Here is a 17517-nt window from a genome sequence, read left to right as displayed (position 1 = left end):
TAACTGGGTCCCGTTTTTCATTTCCGAACCTAACCGACATCACAAACGGGCTGCAGCCATCCGTAGCGCACTTCGTTGTCATATCCATGACAAATTTCCTTTCTGAGTGAATATCCTTCAAATAATAAATTAAATGACTCAGAATCTGCCAAGGATACTATAACCCGGGCGAGGACAATGGTATAAATGGAGCCGATTTGTCCCTACATGTCCAATTACAGGAAAGCTGTCATGATTTTTTCTCAGATTACCGCCGCGCCGGCCGATCCCATTCTTGGTTTAACCGAGGCTTTTAAAGCCGATCCCCGCACGGATAAAGTCAACCTGGGTGTTGGCATCTATAAGGATGAGGCTGGCCAGACCCCGGTACTCAAGTCGGTCAAGTTGGCAGAGGCCAAGTTGCTCGAAGAGGAAAAGACCAAGAGCTATCTCGGTATTGAAGGGGTTGCCCTGTATAACCAGGCGGTTCAACAACTGCTATTCGGTAAAGACAACGCCATAATCGCCGATGGCCGGGCAGTAACGGCTCAGGCGCCGGGTGGTACCGGCTCACTGCGGGTCGCTGCCGAGTTTGTCCTGAGCAACACAGACAGCAAAACCATTTGGATCAGCAACCCAACCTGGGCCAATCATAAGAACATCTTCGAAACCGCCGGGCTTGAGATCAAAGAGTACAGCTATTATCGGGCAGAAACCCATGATCTCGACTTCGATGCCATGATGACAGATCTGCAACAGGCGAGTGAGGGTGATCTTGTGCTGCTGCACGGCTGCTGCCACAACCCGACCGGTATCGATCTGAATATCAATCAATGGCAGCAAGTTGCCAAACTGTGTGCAGAAAAGGGCTTGGTTCCCCTGTTTGACTTTGCCTATCAGGGCTTTGGCACTGGAATTGAAGAAGATGCCCAAGGGCTCAGAGCCGTTGCCGCCTTGGTGCCGGAGCTGCTGGTTGCCAACTCTTTCTCGAAAAACTTCGGGCTCTATAATGAGCGTATCGGCGCCGTGACTCTGGTGGCCAAAGACAGTGAATCAGCTGCCAGGGCTTTCAGTCAGGTTAAGCGTACCATTCGCGCCAACTACTCAAACCCGCCGGCTCATGGTGCCATGATTGTCAGCACTATTCTCAACGACGGTGAACTAAATGCCCTGTGGCAGCAAGAGCTGACTGAAATGCGCCATCGCATAGCCAGCATGAGAACCCTGTTCGTTGAGAGCCTCAAGGCCGAAGGCGTCGATCGCGACTTCAGCTTCATATCTCGTCAAAACGGTATGTTCAGCTTCTCGGGCCTCAACAAGGAACAAGTTGCCAGGCTTAAAGATGAGTTCGGCGTCTACATTGTTGGCTCCGGCCGTATCAGTGTTGCCGGGATGACCAAGACCAATATGCCGGTTATCTGCAAGGCGATAGCCAAGGTGCTCTAAGCCTGTTGGATTTTGCCCAAGCTTAGAAAGGACAGCTGCGGCTGTCCTTTTTACTTATCCGGCCACAAAAACCTGTCTTAAAAATGCTGCTCAGGCAATGAGTTTCTTCGGCTGCAGAGCTTGCACCAGCGCGCTGACCAAGGCGTCTCTGTCGTGACAACCACTCTGGATTGGGTCGGCAAGCGGCGAGCGATAAATCAATCCTTCCTGCGCAGGCTGACCATGACACAGCACAGCATCAATACGCCCTGTGCCTATGAGTTGCTGGCACCAATCCAGTTTGGCATTGAGACTGAGTTCCCCTGCCACTGAAGCCTCGGGCTTCAGATTATCGATAAATACCACTTTAGCGGCGCTGTTTTTAATGGCGGTGGCCAACTCGGGCAACAGCAAAGGCGGCATCAAGCTGGTGAGAAAGCTTCCCGGGCTTAAAATTATCAGTTCGGCAGCCGTCAAGGCCGCCACCGCCTCCTCTGTAGCCCGAACCATAGGTTCAAGATTCATTGCCACGGGCCGCTCTGCCATGCTGTCGACTTCCAGTTCACCAAACACCTTACTGCCGGAGACATCGAGTGCCAGAAGATGTGTGGGTTGTTCCGACATGGGATACAGACGGGTCTCGATTTTGAGTAGGCCACGGATAAGATTGATAGCCTCAAGCGGCCGGACGCAGAGCTGATCCAACGCAGTCAGGATAAGATTGCCCAGGTTATGGCCGCTGAGCTCGTCCTGGCCATCAAATCTGTATTCGAACAACAAGGAGCCAACAGAAGGTTTATGGGCCAGTTGGCTGAGACAGTTACGTAGATCGCCCCAGGCGATACAGTCATTGCTGTTTCTTAACCTGCCAGTGCTGCCGCCATTGTCTGTTGTTGCTACTATGCCGGTGAGGTGGTTACCCAGAAACGCCAAGGCCGACAGGACTCTTCCCAAACCATGGCCACCGCCAATGGCAACAACTTGCCGATATTGACTGAACAACTGCGCTTGCATAGCGGATCCTTGCTGCGGTTTCAAACCCTTACATTCTACATTAGTGGGGGAAAGCTGCCAGCGGCTGATTTTGTGAAAAGAGATATCTGACATATAATGCGCGGACATTTTCCCCGTAACCTTTGGGCAACAGGCAAAAGGAAAGACTGATTGAAAACCGGAAAACTTGGCTCATTTACCCTGGCACTGGCTTTGGTGATCCTGTCGGTATTGGCACTGAGAGTGTATTTGATACCCAGCTTGAAAACCGCCGAGCATACTTCAGCGCCACTGATAAAGAACCAATTGGGCGTCAGCTTGATCCCCGATTTCAGCAGTATCAGTGTTGTCAGCGACAAGAAACAGGCGTTTTTTGACTTCCTGCGTCCGGCTGTGCAAAAACAAAACCGGATTATCGCCGAGGAACGTAAATTCCTCGAACAGGTGCAAAAACATCTGCAAAACCAGCATCAGCTCAATGATGCCGAGCAGTATCGTATTCAACGCTTGGCGGAAAAGTATCAATATGCCATGCGCGCTATTGATAGCGACAGCATCAATAAATTGTTGCGTCGGGTCGATGTGATCCCCGAATCTATGGTACTTATCCAGGCGGCCAATGAGACCGGCTGGGGCAGCTCACGCTTTGCCCGCGAAGGACTCAATTTCTTTGGCCAATGGTGTTTCAAGAAAGGCTGCGGCTTGGTGCCGCAGTCACGCACCGAGGGCATGTCCCATGAGGTTGCGGTATTTAAATCGGTCGATGATTCCGTGGCTTCCTATATGCGCAATCTTAATTCCAATGCAGCCTATTCTCTGTTTCGCTCCATTCGCGCCGATCTCCGTAGCCAGCAAGAACCGCTGACCGCTGAAAAGCTGGTCTATGGTTTGGTCAACTACTCGGAGCGCCAGGAAGCCTATATAGACGAATTGCTCGATATGCTGCGTCACAACGAAGAATATTTGGTGGATAACCATGTCGAAAAAACTGCTGTTTAGTGCACTCTTGTTGCTGTCACCCTCTTTGATGGCGAGCCAGGTATCTTTGAACTACGCCGACTTTTACGCGCGGATGAAAGTGATGAATAAGGGGAATTATCAGCTCATAGATCTGGCGTTTACAGTGCCTGAAACCCAGAACTGTCAGGTGAAAGCCGGCAGTATCAGTACAGAGACTGAGCGCTTTCCGCTGACCTTCGATGCCGGCCAACGGCTATTCATTCCCTTTGATGAAAAACTCAAGAATGCCAGGGCCTTGATTAATCTTGAGATTGCAGGTGAAGGGCAAGGCTGTGGCATTGGGATGCAGCTCAGAGTGCGTAATCCCAAGCAAGAATACAGCGGCGACGAGCTGAGAAACATCAGCAGTCAAATGAATGAAGCGCTGAAGCAGATGCAAGGCTTTCCCATGAAGTACTTCGCCAAGCCTATCTCGGGTTTGAGCATAGAGTTTAGCGGCAGTGAAAATGGTGCTTGGTTCGATGGCCGCCATCAGGCACTGGATAAGCGCTATGAACTCAGTAATGAGGAAATCGCGTTACTTGAGACTCTGAAGTTTGATGCTACACCCAAAGTGATCAGCCCTTGGGTCGCGCCAGGCAAATGACAAACGAGTAACCGCTAAACCCGCTGGGTTTATGGTCAAACAAAGCAGAGCCTCGCATTGCGGGGCTTTTTTATGTCGTATGAAGCACAGGTTCAACATGAAACCGATATATCGCCTCTCCTGCTACATATAGAATAGTGCGGTTAGCATTTTGAGATCGGAAGTAAGATGATTGAATTAAAGCAGGCAATCGCGACTGAGATTGGCCAATTCGTGGTAATGGAACAGTTGCAAAACACGGCCGGCTTTATCATGCCTTATCCGGCGGAAAAGCATCTGGCCGAAATGACGAAGGATACTGTCCACTATCTTTCGATTTATCAAAATGAGTTACTCGCGGGTTTTATGATTTTGGTCGAGGATAAGCCGAAGGAGATAGAGTTCAGAAGAATTGTTGTCGCCCATAAGGGTCAAGGTTTAGGTCAAAGGGCGATGCAATTGATGGAAGAGTATTGCCTTAATGAGTTAAATGCTTCGCGTATCTGGCTCGATGTATTTGATATTAATCAGGTTGGCCGCCATATCTATCAAAAGCTGGGCTATTGTGAATTCGATACTACTGAAATCGATACTACTAAGGTCAATGGCAAGCGTTTGCTGTTTATGCAAAAGTGGCTTTAGTTTTGATAGTGCCTTTAGTTTTGATGAAGTAAGCGGCAGTAAACAGAGCATTTCCGAACAAGCACCAAGTGCTTGTTCGGAATAGTTGTATCAAGGCTGATAGATGCCAACCACTTCGATACGTTGGCTTTGATCTGCATGTTTGGCAGCACTGTCGAGATCGATATGACCGCTGTTGCTGACATCCATAAAGTCAAAGGCGGGTAAATCGGCTTCGGCAACTTCCCCGCTGGCAGGAGCATCCGGATTGCGCTCCAATGCCATAAAGTCAAACACTGTGCGGTCAACACCCTGGGACGGCGCGGTATTTTGCATCGCAGTAAAGATGGTTTCGATGCGCCCGGGGAACTGTTTGTCCCACAATTTGAGCATATTTTTGACCTCGGCGCGTTTGAGGTTTTCCTGGGAGCCGCAAAGGTTACAAGGAATGATAGGGAAGGCTTTCAGTTTGGCGTATTCGGCAATGTCTTTTTCTCGGCAATAGGCGAGGGGACGGATCACCATATTGGCACCGTCATCCGATAACAACTTGGGTGGCATGGCCTTCATCTTGCCACCATAGAACATGTTGAGGAACAGGGTTTCTATGATGTCGTCTCTGTGGTGGCCCAGCGCTATCTTGGTGGCACCTATTCGCTGGGCAAACCCATAAAGGGTACCGCGGCGCAGCCTGGAACAAAGCGAGCAGGTGGTCTTGCCTTCGGGGATCTTATCTTTGACTATCGAATAAGTGTCTTTTTCTAGAATATGGTAGGCCACGCCTAAACTATCCAGATAGGCCGGCAGCACTTCTTCCGGGAAGCCGGGTTGTTTCTGATCCAGATTGACGGCGACAATTTCAAACTGCACAGGTGCACGCTGCTGCAGGTTCAATAAAATGTCCAGCATGGCATAGCTGTCTTTGCCGCCGGAGAGGCAGCACATCACGCGATCGCCTTCTTCAATCATGTTGTAATCAGCAATAGCACTGCCGACTTCACGGCGTAAACGCTTTTGCAGTTTGTTGAGACGAGTGATTTGTTTCTTATCCAGCTCTTGCATAACTTCAGACATAAAAAATAAGCGCCCAGTAACACTATGGTTCAGGGCGCGTATTATTCCAGCTAAAGCCGGTCGGGTAAAGGGGCGACTCAGGCCAGAGGCGACTTATAACCGTCGGGTTTTACCGCCAGCAGATCGCAGTTGACCGAATCTATCACATGTTCTGCCGTGTTGCCGATAAGCGCGGCAGAGAAACCGGTACGACCTACAGTGCCGAGAACGACCAGCTCGGCGTCCAGTTGCTCCGCCAGCTCAGGGATAACATCCTCAGGTAAACCTTCTTTCACGTGGCAGTGGGCGGTATCGACCCCGTAACTGTTGGCCAGATAATTGACTCGCTGCTCATGCTGCATACGAATGGTTTCGTTGTAGGTGTGGGCATCAAAGTCCGGCAGTTCAATCGCCAGGTTGACCGGAGTTCCGGGATAACCGTTGACAAGGTGCACCTCGGCATCGAACTTGGCCGCCAGTTCCTGGGCATGTTCAATGATCTTGCCGTTCAGGGATTGATGCTCCTCATCTTCAGAGGCAACGTTGACAGCGCAGAGAATTTTGCCTTTCACCGGCCAGTCATGCTGTTTTACCAGCAACACAGGCACTGGAGCCTTACGCAACAAGTGCCAGTCGGTGGGGGTGAAAATAACGGCCTTGAGTTTGTCGTGCTCATGGGTGCCTTTGACTATCAGGTCGTACTCTCCCTGAATGGCAAAGTTGATGATGCTCTCGAAGGGGCGGTTATGCCACAGTACTTCGCTGTCCATCTCGAGTCCGGCTTGCTGATGCGGCTTGAGCAGATCGGCAATCCAGGCTTTACGTTGATTGATAACCCCCTGACGCATGGCCTCACGTTCCTGATTGGAAAGAATAGAGGTCATTTCATAGGAGAAATCAAAGATAGACAGAAAGACAGTGATCTTGGCCTTGCTGCGAGTGGCGAGTTCCACCGCGCGGGCAAGGGCAGGCTGTTTTTCCGATGTAGGGTCGACTACGACCAATAGCTTTTGATAATCCCTCATGGCTTTTTCCTTATTCCGCAGGATATACCTATATCATGCGATATTGGCTGTGATTTGTATTGCTTGAGATCAATATATTGAATCGCTTGCTATCTTGCTATCCGGGCGGCTCCAGCCAGCCTGTCGAGCTCTTCAAGATCCAGTATAGTGATATATTTTCCTTTTACTTCAATCAGTCCGGCCTTTTGGAACCGTCCCAGCAAACGACTTATGGTTTCCACTGTGAGACCGAGATAGTTGCCTATATCACCACGGGTCATGGTGAGGCGAAATTCCCTGGGGGAGAAGCCGCGGCTACCGAATCGGGCCGCTAGGTTACTGATGAAGGCCGCCAGGCGCTCTTCGGCATTCTTTTTGCTGAGCAGCAGGATCATCCCTTGGTCACTCATGATTTCATTACTCATCAGGCGCATGATCTGCTGCCTGAGTTTGGGCATGGTGCCGGAGAGTTCGTCCAAAGTATTGAAGGGGATTTCACACACCATAGAGGTTTCCAGGGCCTGGGCAAAACTCTGGTGTGATTGGGCATGGATACCGTCAAAGCCTATGACATCACCAGCCAGGTGGAAGCCGGTGATCTGCTCATCGCCCTGTTCTGTGATGGTATAGCTTTTAATCGTTCCGGAGCGGATAGCATACAGAGATTTCAGCGGATCTCCGGACTTGAACAACTGTTCACCCTTCTGAATGGGTTTCTTGCGCTCAATAATATTGTCAAGCTGATCCAACTCATTGGTGTTGAGCGTAAAGGGAATACATAAGGTCCCCATGCTGCAATCATGACAATGAATGGTACAGCCCCCGGCAGCAGGGCGACGATGCTTGTTATTGTCTATTGTCATAGTCTTTCTCAAGTAAAGCGACTCTTCCCATGTTAAACCAATTCACCGACCCCGGCTAGTCAAGCTGAGCCAGGGCGATATAGAGTGTTTGGATCCCGAAGCCAACCAGGAGTATACCGGCAATCAAGCGTACGGCGCGCTTTTGAGCCCAGTCGGCCAGCGCCTTGGCGGCTACTCCGGCGCTGAGCAAGGCAGGTAATGTTCCCAAACCGAAACAAAGCATGATTAGCGCGCCCTGGCCGGCACTGCCACTGGCCACTGCCCAGGTGAGAGTACTGTATACCAGGCCACAGGGCAGCCAGCCCCAAACCATGCCGGCCACCAAAGCTTGCCCGGGATGAGTTACAGGTAACACTTTTTGGGACAATGGCTTAAGTAAACGCCACAATCCCTGACCAAGACGCTCAATCTGCACCAAACCTGCCCAGATTCGGGCAATGTAGAGGCCCATGGCGATCATCATCACACCGGCAATGAGCCTGAGCACCAAGAGGTAGATATCGATATCAAACAGCATGCCAAGCCCGGCGGCAGAACCGCCCACCAAAGCGCCGGCCAGGCTGTAACTGAGAATACGACCAAGGTTATAGGGAAGCAGAAACGAGAGTTGTTGCGCCAACGGATTCTGGCCTCGATGGGCTGCGGGAAGCTGGCTGGAAAAGGCGCCCACCAAACCGCCGCACATACCAAAGCAGTGTCCGGCTCCCATCAGGCCCACCAAAAAGGCGCCGGTGAGGTTATATTCCATTGCCTCTATCCTGAGGCGCTTGAGTGACTTCAGCTTCAGCCGTTTGAGATTGCTCCTGTTGCGCCTTGTTGTCCAAAGGTTCCTCATCAAACAGAATCGACACACTGTGGCGCTCGAGATCGTCAAATTGATCCGATTTTACCGCCCAGAAGAAGACACCAACAGCAATCAGCACAAACAGCATGGCGATGGGGATTAGTACGTAGATAATACTCATAAGCGAACCCTGAGAAGTCTGAGGCTGTTGCTGACAACGATCAGCGAACTGGCCGACATGCCGATGGCGGCGATATATGGTGCGACATGGCCTGTAACGGCCAGAGGCAGTATAAGAAGGTTATATCCCAAAGCCCAGGCAAGATTTTGGCGAATGATACGATTGGCTTTACGGGCAACCGCTATGGCTTGAGTAAAACGCCATAGATGATCGCCAAGCAAAATCAGATCGGCGCTGTTTTTCGCCAGCGCAGTGCCACTGCCCATGGCGATAGAGAGATCGGCGCCGGCAAGCACAGGGGCATCATTGATGCCGTCGCCGAACATGGCCACCTTATGTTGCTGTTGCAAACGGCGTACATAATCGAGTTTATCTGCCGGGCTCATGTCTGCGTGTACTTCCGCTATGCCCACTTGCCGGGCCAGGGATTCCACATGGGGGCGGGTATCACCGCTGGCAATCGCCAGACGGATATTGTTTGTCTTGAGTGCCTCGACCGTATCCTTGGCGTCTTCCCTCAGCCTGTCCTGCAAAATAAAACTGGCCACCAAGCCTTGCTCATCGGCAAGGAACACTTGTTGCTGTTCACTGGGGGCGAGCTCGATTCCAACAAACTCGGCGTTGCCTATCTTAAAATCGCGACCGTTGATCTTGCCGCTGATGCCGCGAGCCACCTGATGATGCACCTCGTTGGCTTCAAGAGCGCCGGCATAAGGGCTAAAGGCCAGGGCTATCGGGTGCAGTGAACCGGCTTCAAGCGCTGCCGCCACTTGTTGCACCTGCAACTCGCTATACTCAGGCTCACGGCCTATGGTGATGCGGGTTTCCAGCAAGGTCAGATTGCCGCAGGTAAGGGTACCTGTCTTATCAAAGACCACGGCATCAATTTGCGGCAACTTTTCAAACACTCCCGCTTTACGGGTAATCACCCCCAGGCGGGTGAACAGCGCAGTGGCGCAGGTCACAGCCGTCGGGGTTGCCAAGGCCAGCGCACAGGGGCAGGTAGCCACCAACACAGATAGAGTGACCCAGAAGGCGTCTTCGGGCGAGAACTGGTGCCATACCAGATAAGTGATGGCTGCGATGCTGAGTATGGTGCCGGAGAAATAGCGCGACAGCTTGTCGGCCGTCATGGCGACGGCAGGCTTATTATTGGAGGCCAGTTCTTGCAAACGGATGATCTCTGCCACCAGTTGGTCCTGGCCTATGGCGTTCACCCGTACTTTAAGCGGTTGATCCTGGTTGATGGTACCGGCATAAACCTGAGCTCCCGGTAGTTTGCTCTGTGGCATCTGCTCACCGGTGAGCATGGCCTCGTTGACGGCGGAATGGCCTTGCTCTACCAAGCCGTCGGCGGGGATCACTTCCCCAGGGCGCACCAGCACCAGATCGCCTATTTGCAAGCGCTTGGCGGGGATCTCTTCGCTGCTGCCATCATCCCCGATACGCTGTGCAGTCAAGGGCACCAACTTATGCAGGTTACTCGAACTGACCGAGGCTTTTTGCCGCGCCGCCTGCTCAAAATAGCGCCCAAGTAGCAGGAAAAAGGTAAACATGGACACAGACTCGAAATAGACTTCGCCTGTGCCTTGCACTGTCGCGATACAACTGGCGATATAGGCGCCGCAGATGGCAATGGAGACAGAAACGTCCATATTGAGCCTGCCGGCAAGCAGGGCCCGCAGGGCACTGAAATAGAAAGGCTGCGCCGAGTAGAACACCACTGGTGCGGCAAACATCATGCTCACCCAGCGGAAATAGTCGCGATATTCCACCTCAAGCCCGGTAAAGTAACCGGCGTACAGCGCCAGGGCGAACATCATCACCTGCATGGTGGCAAAGCCCGCCAAGCCAAGCCTCAGCAGAAACTTACGGCTGTTCTTTTTACTCTGAACTTCCTGATCATCCAGCTGGTAAGGTGCCGCCTGATAGCCGATGCGGCCGATTTGATTGAGTATTTCAGACAGTTTGATGTCGGCCGGGCGCCAACTGATGAGGGCTCGTTGAGTGGTAGAGTTGACCTGCACCGAGACTATGCCGGGCAACTGCTTGACTTTGTGCTCGATGAGCCAGGCGCAGGCGGCACAGGTAATGCCGTCAATCGATAGCGAGACCGAGGTTTGATTGCCCTGATCGTGCACAAAGTCCTGTTGCACTTCGGGAAGGTCGTAGGCACTGAAGGTCTTGAGCTCATCCGGGACCAGGGCGTTTTGCCTGCTGCCGGGTTCGGAGCGAAATTTATAGTAATTGGTCAGCCCGGCATCCATGATGGCCTGAGCCACAGCCTGACATCCAAGGCAACACATAGGCTGAGCCTGACCATCAATCACTGTACTGAACTGCATGCCCGTGGTGACAGGCTCCCCACAATGAAAACAGACTGTATGTGTCATGACAGCACTCAATTGAGCCAGTAGGTTTTATCCGCTTCTATCTGCAGTCTTTGCTGCAAACGCCATTTACGGTCAAATCCTTCGACTCGTACAACCCAGGCGCCATCTAGCGACTCATTGGGAATATAGCGATATACCTTGGAGGCATCGGCAGTCAGCATTTGGGTAAAATCCTTTTCTGCCAGAGTAGGGTGGTAAAACTCCAGGTTCAGTGCCGCCAGATACTCTGGGCCGCCGTGCTGGGTTATCAGGAGTTCGCCATTGTGCCATTCAAGGGAAAACTGCATTCCCAATTGACGGGCATATTGAATTTTGTGGATGTCCTGGTTAATTGCCTTGCCGTTTTTGTAGTAGTCATCGGCAACCAGGGAGTCTGAGTTGGTGAGGGCAATACGCAGAGTGGCAAAACTGGCTATAACGGCGCACATGGGCAAAACGATAAGAAACCAAGGCCAGAACTGCTTATACCAGGCTTGTGGAGCGCTCATACTGTTTACCTACTATTCTATTTGGGCGGCTATTCTATCGCGAAAGCGGTTTTTTAAAAACAAAGGCCCCGAAATTATCGAGGCCTTTGAAAAGTCAAACGAACTTACTTCTCAGCCTGATGTGACAAGCTATATACGTAAGCTGCAATAACGTGAACTTTCTCTTCACCGAGAACGTCTTTCCACGCCGGCATAACACCGCTGCGGCCGTTCTTGATGGATTCCATAATCACGCCACGGCTGCCGCCGTAAAGCCAGACATTGTCGGTCAGGTTAGGGGCGCCCATCAGCTTGTTACCTTTGGCATCCATACCGTGACAGGCAAAACAGCCCTTCATGAATGAACCTTGGCCCTTGGCGGCCAACGCGGCATCATGTTCACGACCGGACAGGCTCACTACGTATTCAGCCAGACCAGCAATTTCGCTGTCATCGATAGGCAGACCACCTTTAGGCGGCATCATACCGTGACGACCGTTCATTATGGTGGTCTTGATAGTTTCCAGCTCGCCGCCGTACAACCAGTCACCGTCGGTCAGGTTGGGGAAGCCTTTGCCACCGCGACCAGCTGAGCCGTGACACTGGGCACAGTTCTGCAGGAACAGACGGCCACCGACTTTCAGGGCTTCTTCGTTCTTGACCAGCTCGGCCAGTGGCGTTGCTTTGTAAGCTTCGAAGATAGGGCCGTACTTTTCATCGGCCAGCTTCACTTCCTGATCGTACTGAACCCAACGGCCTTCTTCCGTTGCGTCAGCAATCGCCTTGGCGGAGTCGGCCTTGATGCCTTTTTCGGTGCCTATGCTCTGGTTGGAACTGCTCCAGCCAAGCAGGCCTTTGTAGTTACCCAGGCCAGGGTAGAGCACCAGGTAGAGCAGACCAAAGACGATGGTGATATAAAAGAGATAGCTCCACCACTTAGGCAGTGGGTTATTGATCTCCTGAATACCATCATAGCTGTGGTCCATCAGGTCGCCTTCTTTAATCTCCGGCGTGGTGTTTTTGGAGCAGAGCCGTAGCAGAATAAAACATCCTGCGATCACCAGTAAGCTGAGTACGGTGATCCAGATACTCCAGAAGTTACTCATTAACATTATTTGTGTTCTCCTGAGTCCTTCGCATTCTGGTGTTGTTCCTCATCGGAAAACACCAGATTAGCTGCTTCGTCGAATTGCTTTTGACGACGCGAGCTATATGCCCAAGCAAATATCCCGACAAAAACCAGGATCAAAACCAGCGTAATAATCCCTTGCATTGTGCCGTAGTCCATATTTGCCTCCTTATTTCAGTGCGTGTCCCAGCGACTGCAGATAGGCTATCAGCGCCTGCAGTTCTGTCTTGCCTTCAACGGCTTTTTGGGCGCCTTCGATATCTTTATCTTCGTATGGCACACCAAAACCACGCATCACTCCCATTTTCTTGGCTGTGTATTCACCTGAAAGGGTGTTTTCAGCAAGCCAAGGGAAGGCAGGCATGTTGGACTGAGGAACAACGGCACGGGGATCGATCAGGTGAACTTCATGCCATTTGTCACTGTAACGACCACCCACACGGGCCAAGTCGGGACCGGTACGCTTGGAACCCCACAGGAAGGGGTGATCCCAAACAGACTCACCGGCAACCGAGTAGTGACCGTAACGCTCGGTTTCGGCACGCAGCGGACGGATCATCTGGCTGTGACAGTTGTTACATCCTTCACGGATATAGATATCACGGCCTTCCAGCTGCAGGGCTGTGTAAGGCTTGAGACCGGCAACCGGCTCAGTGGTATCTTTTTGGAAGATAAGCGGCGTGATCTGCACCAGGCCACCAATACTGATGGCAATCACAGTGAAGATACCCAGCAGGCCGACGTTCTTCTCAACTATTTCATGATTGAATTTCATCGTTACTGCTCCTTATGCGGCTTTGGCTTCTGCGATGGCAGGCAGAGAGTCTTTAGGGGCATATACAGTGCGCAGCACGTTGTAAGCCATGATCAGCATACCCGTTACGAAGAAACAACCACCCAGGAAGCGGACGAAGTAGAACGGATAAGAGGCTTCCAGACTTTCAACAAAGCTGTAAGTCAGGGTGCCGTCTGCGTTTACTGCGCGCCACATCAGACCTTGCATTACACCGGAGATCCACATGGCAACGATATAAAGTACGGTACCGATAGTCGCCAGCCAGAAGTGCAGGTTCACCAGCTTGGTGGAGTACATGCGGCCATGACCAAACAGCACAGGGATCAGGTGGTACAGAGAACCGATAGACACCATGGCAACCCAGCCAAGTGCACCAGAGTGAACGTGACCAATGGTCCAGTCAGTGTAGTGAGACAGAGCGTTTACTGTCTTGATAGCCATCATAGGACCTTCGAAGGTAGACATACCGTAGAAGGACAGAGACACCACCAGGAAGCGCAGAACCGGATCGGTACGCAGTTTATGCCAGGCACCGGACAGGGTCATGATACCATTGATCATACCGCCCCATGAAGGAGCGAACAGGATCAGTGACATCACCATACCCAGAGACTGAGTCCAGTCGGGCAGGGCAGTGTAATGCAGATGGTGAGGACCGGCCCAGATATACAGGGCAATCAGTGCCCAGAAGTGGACAATCGACAGACGATAAGAGTAAACGGGACGCCCGGCTTGCTTGGGAACGAAGTAATACATCATTCCGAGGAAACCGGCAGTCAGCAGGAAGCCTACCGCGTTATGACCGTACCACCATTGCACCATGGCATCGACAGCACCGCTATACAGTGAATAAGACTTCCACAGGCTGACAGGAACAGCCATGGAGTTCACTATGTGCAGTACGGCGACTGTGATAATGAAGGCGCCAAAGAACCAGTTGGCCACATAGATGTGGGAAGTGGTTCGTTTGATAATGGTACCGAAGAACACGGTCGCATAAGCGATCCAGACTACGGCGATGGCGATATCAATAGGCCATTCCAGTTCGGCGTATTCTTTACTGCTGGTGATACCCAGCGGCAGAGTGATTACGGCCGAGAGAATGATGGCTTGCCATCCCCAGAAGGTGAATGCAGCCAGTTTAGGTGCAAACAGACGGGTCTGACAGGTGCGTTGAACGACATAATAGGATGTGGCGAAAAGGGCTGAAGTGCCGAACGCAAAGATCACAGCATTGGTATGTAACGGTCTTAAACGACTGAAAGTTAACCAAGGAGTCTCAAAGTTCAGCTGTGGCCAGATTAACTGAGCCGCGATAAGTACACCTAATGACATACCAATAATGCCCCACAAAACTGTGGTTAAGGCAAATTGGCGGACAACGGTGTAATTGTAATCAGCGCCTGTTGGCTGGGAATGGTTCATCATATTGCTTCCACTGCTTATTACTTTTACTTGTTGTTCAGTAAAGGACAGGCCTTTACCTGTTATAAAATGACTCGAGTGAAGGCGTCCCCTATGAGAGTCACACTCTTGTGTCAATGGCTTAGCCTGCATATTTGTGACAAAACGTCAGGCGATGCAATGATACTTGAGCTACGTCAAAAAAGATACCAATCTGCCGGACACATTGTTGATCCAGATCAAACTTGGCCATAGAATGTTAACACCTTGCAGCATAAGGTGAAATTTTATGCATAGTGCGACTATCCCCAAGCTATTTGGCGCCGTTTTCAGCCTGCTTTTGCTCCTGGGTTGTGACCAGGCTCAAACTCCCCGGGCGCCCCAAACTGTCGCAGATCCCGGTTTATGTGATTTTTCCGTTGCCGATTGTGTTAAGAAATTGGGTGAGCAGCAGATCTCCTTGATGCTAAACCCAAGCTTTGCCCCCAGCGAAAAGCCTATTCACTGGCAGCTTGGCTTTAATCGCCCGGTATCCAATCTCAAACTTCGTGTCGAGGGCAGAGATATGTTTATGGGGGTCATTCCTATGACGCCGTCTGCCACCGAAGGGGAAACATTCGAGGGCCAACTGATTTTTGGTTCCTGCAGCAGTGGTTATATGGTATGGCGGGTGTTTGTCAGTTGGCAGCAGGGCACAGAGCAGTACTCAACTTGGTTCGACTTTCTCGCCGACAGCCATAAGCAGAAATAGCCATAAGTTGAAATCGGACATTTTGCCTGAAAACCACTGCAAGACTAAAAATCTCGTATACCACGGGCCTGCTCAAATGGCTCGCATCTCAATTTTCACTATGCAGAACCATTCCCTGGTGTGCAAACAGCTTAAGGCTCGGCGTCATCGCGCCAATTGTTTTTTATTTTGATAAAGATATCTATGTTATCAATAAACAGCCTTAGAAAGTCCGGGTCAAAATGGCTGCCGCTGCAGGACTGCATCTCGCTCAGTACCTCATCGAGCGGCCAGGCCGGCTTATAACAGCGGGCGTGTGACAGGGCATCGAACACATCGGCAATGGCAACGATTCTGGCGAAGGGATGTATCTCTTTACCCGAGAGGCCCCTGGGATAGCCACTGCCATCATACTTCTCATGGTGTTGCAGGGCGATTGTGCCGGCGGCCTTTAAAATGGGCCGCTCTGAATTAGCCAGGATCTGATGGCCGATTATCGGGTGTTGCCGCATCACATCCCACTCAATATCGTCCAGTTTCCCCGGTTTGAGCAGCACATTGTCGGGAATGGCTATTTTCCCTATGTCATGCATGGGCGCAGCGCGCTTGAGCAGATCGGCCTGCGTTTCCGGCAGGCCGGCAAGCAGCGCCAGTTCATGGCAATACTCAGCCATACGCTTAACATGATTGGCCGCTTCCTTGGAGCGGCTCTCCACCACATCACCGAGACGTAAAATAAGCTCCGACTGAGTATCTTCCACTTCCTGATTCAGCAGCAGGTTTTCGAACGCCACCCCGACATTGATGGCAAAAATGTCGATAAGCTGTTTATCCAGATCGGTCAACTGGCTGACCGAATCCATATAAAGCAGGTTGACCCAGTTATTTTGGGCCGGAAAGTAGCCCACAAAGCAATCATCCCGATAAAGACAACGCTGCTCTTTCAAGGCTTCTTCCATCAGCGACTGAATATGAGAAGGCAAGGGCTTCTCATGGTGGTTGGTAAACTCACCAGTGGCGGCCAATATCTGAATTTTGTTGCCGTTACCCGGCTCTGTTACCGCATCCATGGCATTACAGCCGAGTATGGTGGTGGCGTCTTTGAGCTCAAGCAAGTTGGCCACCTGAGTCAGCAAACCATCAGCAAATTTGTGCAGGGTACGCAATTCAAACAGGCCGGAAGTGGCCTCCAAAACCCGCTCCAGCCCCTGGCGATGGTTGAGCTGCATCTGCCGCGCCTGCTCAATTTCGGTAATGTCCCTGAAAGAGCGCAGGGCAGAGTAGACACTGGTTGTCAGCTTACGGGAGTCCAACTCGGCCTTGGCTTTATAGTCATTGATGTCATAGTTAACGATCACATCCTCTTCCGGCGCCTGCCCGGGTTGGCCGGTACGCAGAATCAGCCTGATGGCTTTATTTTGTTGGTTTTCACGGATCCACCGCACCAACTCAAGCCCGGCATGATCGCTTTCCATCACCACATCAATAAAGGCGACGGCGACATCTTCTTCACCTTGCAGTAGCTCTTTGGCCTGTTCGCCGCTATAAGCATTGATAAAGCTCAATCCGCGGCCGTCGAGTTTGAAGCGGGAGAGGGCAAGTTTAGTGACTGTATGTACATCAGGCTCATCATCCACCACCAGAACTTTCCAGGGGGGCAGGGTATCTGTCGTTGTTGAAGCTTTCTTTGAGCCAAATAGCGGGCCTTTCTTGGCCATGTCGATCAGCATCTGTCGGACTCCAATCAATTGAATAGTTTTGATTTACCTTTCAAAAGTGTAGTCCAAGCATCGAGAAGGGCTAGCAATAGCTCACAAATTTGACAACGGCCGGTATAGGGGGATTTTCAGCAGCGCCAGGATCTACTATATTGAGAACCATTCTCATTAAGTGGGTGGCAGAATGGAAACCAAAAGCAAAACAATATCGTATAAAACCGATCAGGAAGTTTGCATGGCGATACCCGTCGGCAAACTGGCTGAGTTGATCCACAAGGGCGAATTATGTGCGGCGGATTTTCGTTGTCTCGACAGCCAATCCAAAAAGCAGGTTTGGCAATTGTGCCTTTGGTGCTGTAAGCAAAGAGTCCATTGCGATCGTCAGTGCAGCC

The 17517-nt window shown here is 51.4% G+C and carries 18 protein-coding genes; 5 read left to right on the top strand and 13 right to left on the bottom strand.

From position 1 onward, the window contains the following. Nucleotides 1–231: 231 nt before the first annotated feature. The gene (locus ACWAU4_RS11265) at nt 232–1425 is read left to right on the top strand and encodes an amino acid aminotransferase (protein ID WP_208126059.1); all 1194 of its coding nucleotides are present in this window, start codon (nt 232–234) and stop codon (nt 1423–1425) included. Between the two features lie 90 nt (nt 1426–1515). Here the strand turns inward: ACWAU4_RS11265 and yvcK are convergent, their stop codons facing one another. Then, nucleotides 1516–2418, bottom strand: a complete 903-nt coding sequence (yvcK, locus tag ACWAU4_RS11260; RefSeq protein WP_025887406.1) for a uridine diphosphate-N-acetylglucosamine-binding protein YvcK — start codon at nt 2416–2418, stop codon at nt 1516–1518. Nucleotides 2419–2568: 150 nt separating this feature from the next. On the opposite strand from yvcK, the gene ACWAU4_RS11255 reads away from it, so the two are divergent. The 3 genes from ACWAU4_RS11255 (at nt 2569) to ACWAU4_RS11245 (ending at nt 4624) form a co-directional block, all read left to right on the top strand. Beyond that, nucleotides 2569–3396, top strand: a complete 828-nt coding sequence (locus tag ACWAU4_RS11255) for a glucosaminidase domain-containing protein (protein WP_208126057.1) — start codon at nt 2569–2571, stop codon at nt 3394–3396. Then, entirely contained in the window at nt 3374–4003 is a 630-nt protein-coding gene (locus ACWAU4_RS11250; RefSeq protein ID WP_025010393.1) for a DUF2987 domain-containing protein, read from the top strand. The genes ACWAU4_RS11255 and ACWAU4_RS11250 overlap by 23 nt, the downstream gene beginning before the upstream one ends. A 168-nt stretch (nt 4004–4171) precedes the next feature. After that, complete coding sequence (locus ACWAU4_RS11245; RefSeq protein WP_208126055.1) at nt 4172–4624, top strand: GNAT family N-acetyltransferase; 453 nt, start codon at nt 4172–4174, stop codon at nt 4622–4624. 90 nt (nt 4625–4714) lie between these two features. On the opposite strand, the gene ttcA is transcribed toward ACWAU4_RS11245, so the two are convergent. From ttcA to ccoN, 11 genes are all read right to left on the bottom strand, one after another. Then, a complete protein-coding gene (ttcA, locus tag ACWAU4_RS11240; RefSeq protein WP_045282778.1) occupies nt 4715–5677 on the bottom strand; it encodes a tRNA 2-thiocytidine(32) synthetase TtcA in 963 nt (320 codons plus the stop codon). Nucleotides 5678–5754: 77 nt separating this feature from the next. Continuing rightward, nucleotides 5755–6681, bottom strand: a complete 927-nt coding sequence (gene uspE / locus ACWAU4_RS11235; RefSeq protein WP_025010390.1) for a universal stress protein UspE — start codon at nt 6679–6681, stop codon at nt 5755–5757. Between the two features lie 89 nt (nt 6682–6770). Next, nucleotides 6771–7523, bottom strand: coding sequence for an electron transport transcriptional regulator EtrA (gene etrA / locus ACWAU4_RS11230; protein ID WP_025010389.1), 753 nt, complete (start codon nt 7521–7523; stop codon nt 6771–6773). 55 nt (nt 7524–7578) lie between these two features. Continuing rightward, a complete protein-coding gene (locus ACWAU4_RS11225) occupies nt 7579–8271 on the bottom strand; it encodes a sulfite exporter TauE/SafE family protein (protein ID WP_208126053.1) in 693 nt (230 codons plus the stop codon). Then, complete coding sequence (gene ccoS / locus ACWAU4_RS11220; RefSeq protein ID WP_044734483.1) at nt 8261–8488, bottom strand: cbb3-type cytochrome oxidase assembly protein CcoS; 228 nt, start codon at nt 8486–8488, stop codon at nt 8261–8263. The genes ACWAU4_RS11225 and ccoS overlap by 11 nt, the downstream gene beginning before the upstream one ends. Next, nucleotides 8485–10881, bottom strand: a complete 2397-nt coding sequence (locus ACWAU4_RS11215) for a heavy metal translocating P-type ATPase (protein ID WP_208126051.1) — start codon at nt 10879–10881, stop codon at nt 8485–8487. Before ACWAU4_RS11215 ends, ccoS begins: the two co-directional genes overlap by 4 nt. An 8-nt stretch (nt 10882–10889) precedes the next feature. Then, nucleotides 10890–11369 (bottom strand): FixH family protein, encoded by a 480-nt coding sequence (locus tag ACWAU4_RS11210; protein ID WP_025010384.1) that lies wholly within the window; start codon nt 11367–11369, stop codon nt 10890–10892. A 104-nt stretch (nt 11370–11473) separates the two neighbouring features. Beyond that, the gene (gene ccoP / locus ACWAU4_RS11205) at nt 11474–12454 is read right to left on the bottom strand and encodes a cytochrome-c oxidase, cbb3-type subunit III (RefSeq protein WP_025890018.1); all 981 of its coding nucleotides are present in this window, start codon (nt 12452–12454) and stop codon (nt 11474–11476) included. 5 nt (nt 12455–12459) lie between these two features. Then, nucleotides 12460–12636, bottom strand: coding sequence for a CcoQ/FixQ family Cbb3-type cytochrome c oxidase assembly chaperone (locus ACWAU4_RS11200; protein ID WP_025010383.1), 177 nt, complete (start codon nt 12634–12636; stop codon nt 12460–12462). 10 nt (nt 12637–12646) lie between these two features. After that, nucleotides 12647–13252, bottom strand: a complete 606-nt coding sequence (gene ccoO / locus ACWAU4_RS11195; RefSeq protein ID WP_454290272.1) for a cytochrome-c oxidase, cbb3-type subunit II — start codon at nt 13250–13252, stop codon at nt 12647–12649. 12 nt (nt 13253–13264) lie between these two features. Then, on the bottom strand, nt 13265–14701 hold the full coding sequence (ccoN, locus tag ACWAU4_RS11190; RefSeq protein ID WP_028779894.1) for a cytochrome-c oxidase, cbb3-type subunit I: 1437 nt from the start codon (nt 14699–14701) through the stop codon (nt 13265–13267). Nucleotides 14702–14966: 265 nt separating this feature from the next. On the opposite strand from ccoN, the gene ACWAU4_RS11185 reads away from it, so the two are divergent. Continuing rightward, on the top strand, nt 14967–15428 hold the full coding sequence (locus ACWAU4_RS11185; protein WP_208126049.1) for a hypothetical protein: 462 nt from the start codon (nt 14967–14969) through the stop codon (nt 15426–15428). Nucleotides 15429–15559: 131 nt separating this feature from the next. Here the strand turns inward: ACWAU4_RS11185 and ACWAU4_RS11180 are convergent, their stop codons facing one another. Beyond that, entirely contained in the window at nt 15560–17137 is a 1578-nt protein-coding gene (locus ACWAU4_RS11180) for a DUF3369 domain-containing protein (RefSeq protein ID WP_107352115.1), read from the bottom strand. Nucleotides 17138–17517 lie beyond the last annotated feature (380 nt).

The organism is Shewanella sp. FeAMO (genome assembly GCF_053653955.1).
The sequence above is the reverse complement of the archived record's forward strand: the minus strand, read 5'-3'. Positions and strand labels throughout refer to the sequence as shown.

What these genes read in the sequence shown, in the direction of transcription:
- ACWAU4_RS11265 (WP_208126059.1), top strand. Translation starts at nt 232, where the DNA reads ATGATTTTTTCTCAGATTACCGCCGCGCCGGCCGATCCCATTCTTGGT.
- yvcK (WP_025887406.1), bottom strand. Translation starts at nt 2,418, where the DNA reads ATGCAAGCGCAGTTGTTCAGTCAATATCGGCAAGTTGTTGCCATTGGC.
- ACWAU4_RS11250 (WP_025010393.1), top strand. Translation starts at nt 3,374, where the DNA reads ATGTCGAAAAAACTGCTGTTTAGTGCACTCTTGTTGCTGTCACCCTCT.
- ACWAU4_RS11245 (WP_208126055.1), top strand. Translation starts at nt 4,172, where the DNA reads ATGATTGAATTAAAGCAGGCAATCGCGACTGAGATTGGCCAATTCGTG.
- ttcA (WP_045282778.1), bottom strand. Translation starts at nt 5,677, where the DNA reads ATGTCTGAAGTTATGCAAGAGCTGGATAAGAAACAAATCACTCGTCTC.
- uspE (WP_025010390.1), bottom strand. Translation starts at nt 6,681, where the DNA reads ATGAGGGATTATCAAAAGCTATTGGTCGTAGTCGACCCTACATCGGAA.
- etrA (WP_025010389.1), bottom strand. Translation starts at nt 7,523, where the DNA reads ATGACAATAGACAATAACAAGCATCGTCGCCCTGCTGCCGGGGGCTGT.
- ACWAU4_RS11225 (WP_208126053.1), bottom strand. Translation starts at nt 8,271, where the DNA reads ATGGAATATAACCTCACCGGCGCCTTTTTGGTGGGCCTGATGGGAGCC.
- ccoS (WP_044734483.1), bottom strand. Translation starts at nt 8,488, where the DNA reads ATGAGTATTATCTACGTACTAATCCCCATCGCCATGCTGTTTGTGCTG.
- ACWAU4_RS11215 (WP_208126051.1), bottom strand. Translation starts at nt 10,881, where the DNA reads ATGACACATACAGTCTGTTTTCATTGTGGGGAGCCTGTCACCACGGGC.
- ACWAU4_RS11210 (WP_025010384.1), bottom strand. Translation starts at nt 11,369, where the DNA reads ATGAGCGCTCCACAAGCCTGGTATAAGCAGTTCTGGCCTTGGTTTCTT.
- ccoP (WP_025890018.1), bottom strand. Translation starts at nt 12,454, where the DNA reads ATGAGTAACTTCTGGAGTATCTGGATCACCGTACTCAGCTTACTGGTG.
- ACWAU4_RS11200 (WP_025010383.1), bottom strand. Translation starts at nt 12,636, where the DNA reads ATGGACTACGGCACAATGCAAGGGATTATTACGCTGGTTTTGATCCTG.
- ccoO (WP_454290272.1), bottom strand. Translation starts at nt 13,252, where the DNA reads ATGAAATTCAATCATGAAATAGTTGAGAAGAACGTCGGCCTGCTGGGT.
- ccoN (WP_028779894.1), bottom strand. Translation starts at nt 14,701, where the DNA reads ATGATGAACCATTCCCAGCCAACAGGCGCTGATTACAATTACACCGTT.
- ACWAU4_RS11185 (WP_208126049.1), top strand. Translation starts at nt 14,967, where the DNA reads ATGCATAGTGCGACTATCCCCAAGCTATTTGGCGCCGTTTTCAGCCTG.
- ACWAU4_RS11180 (WP_107352115.1), bottom strand. Translation starts at nt 17,137, where the DNA reads ATGCTGATCGACATGGCCAAGAAAGGCCCGCTATTTGGCTCAAAGAAA.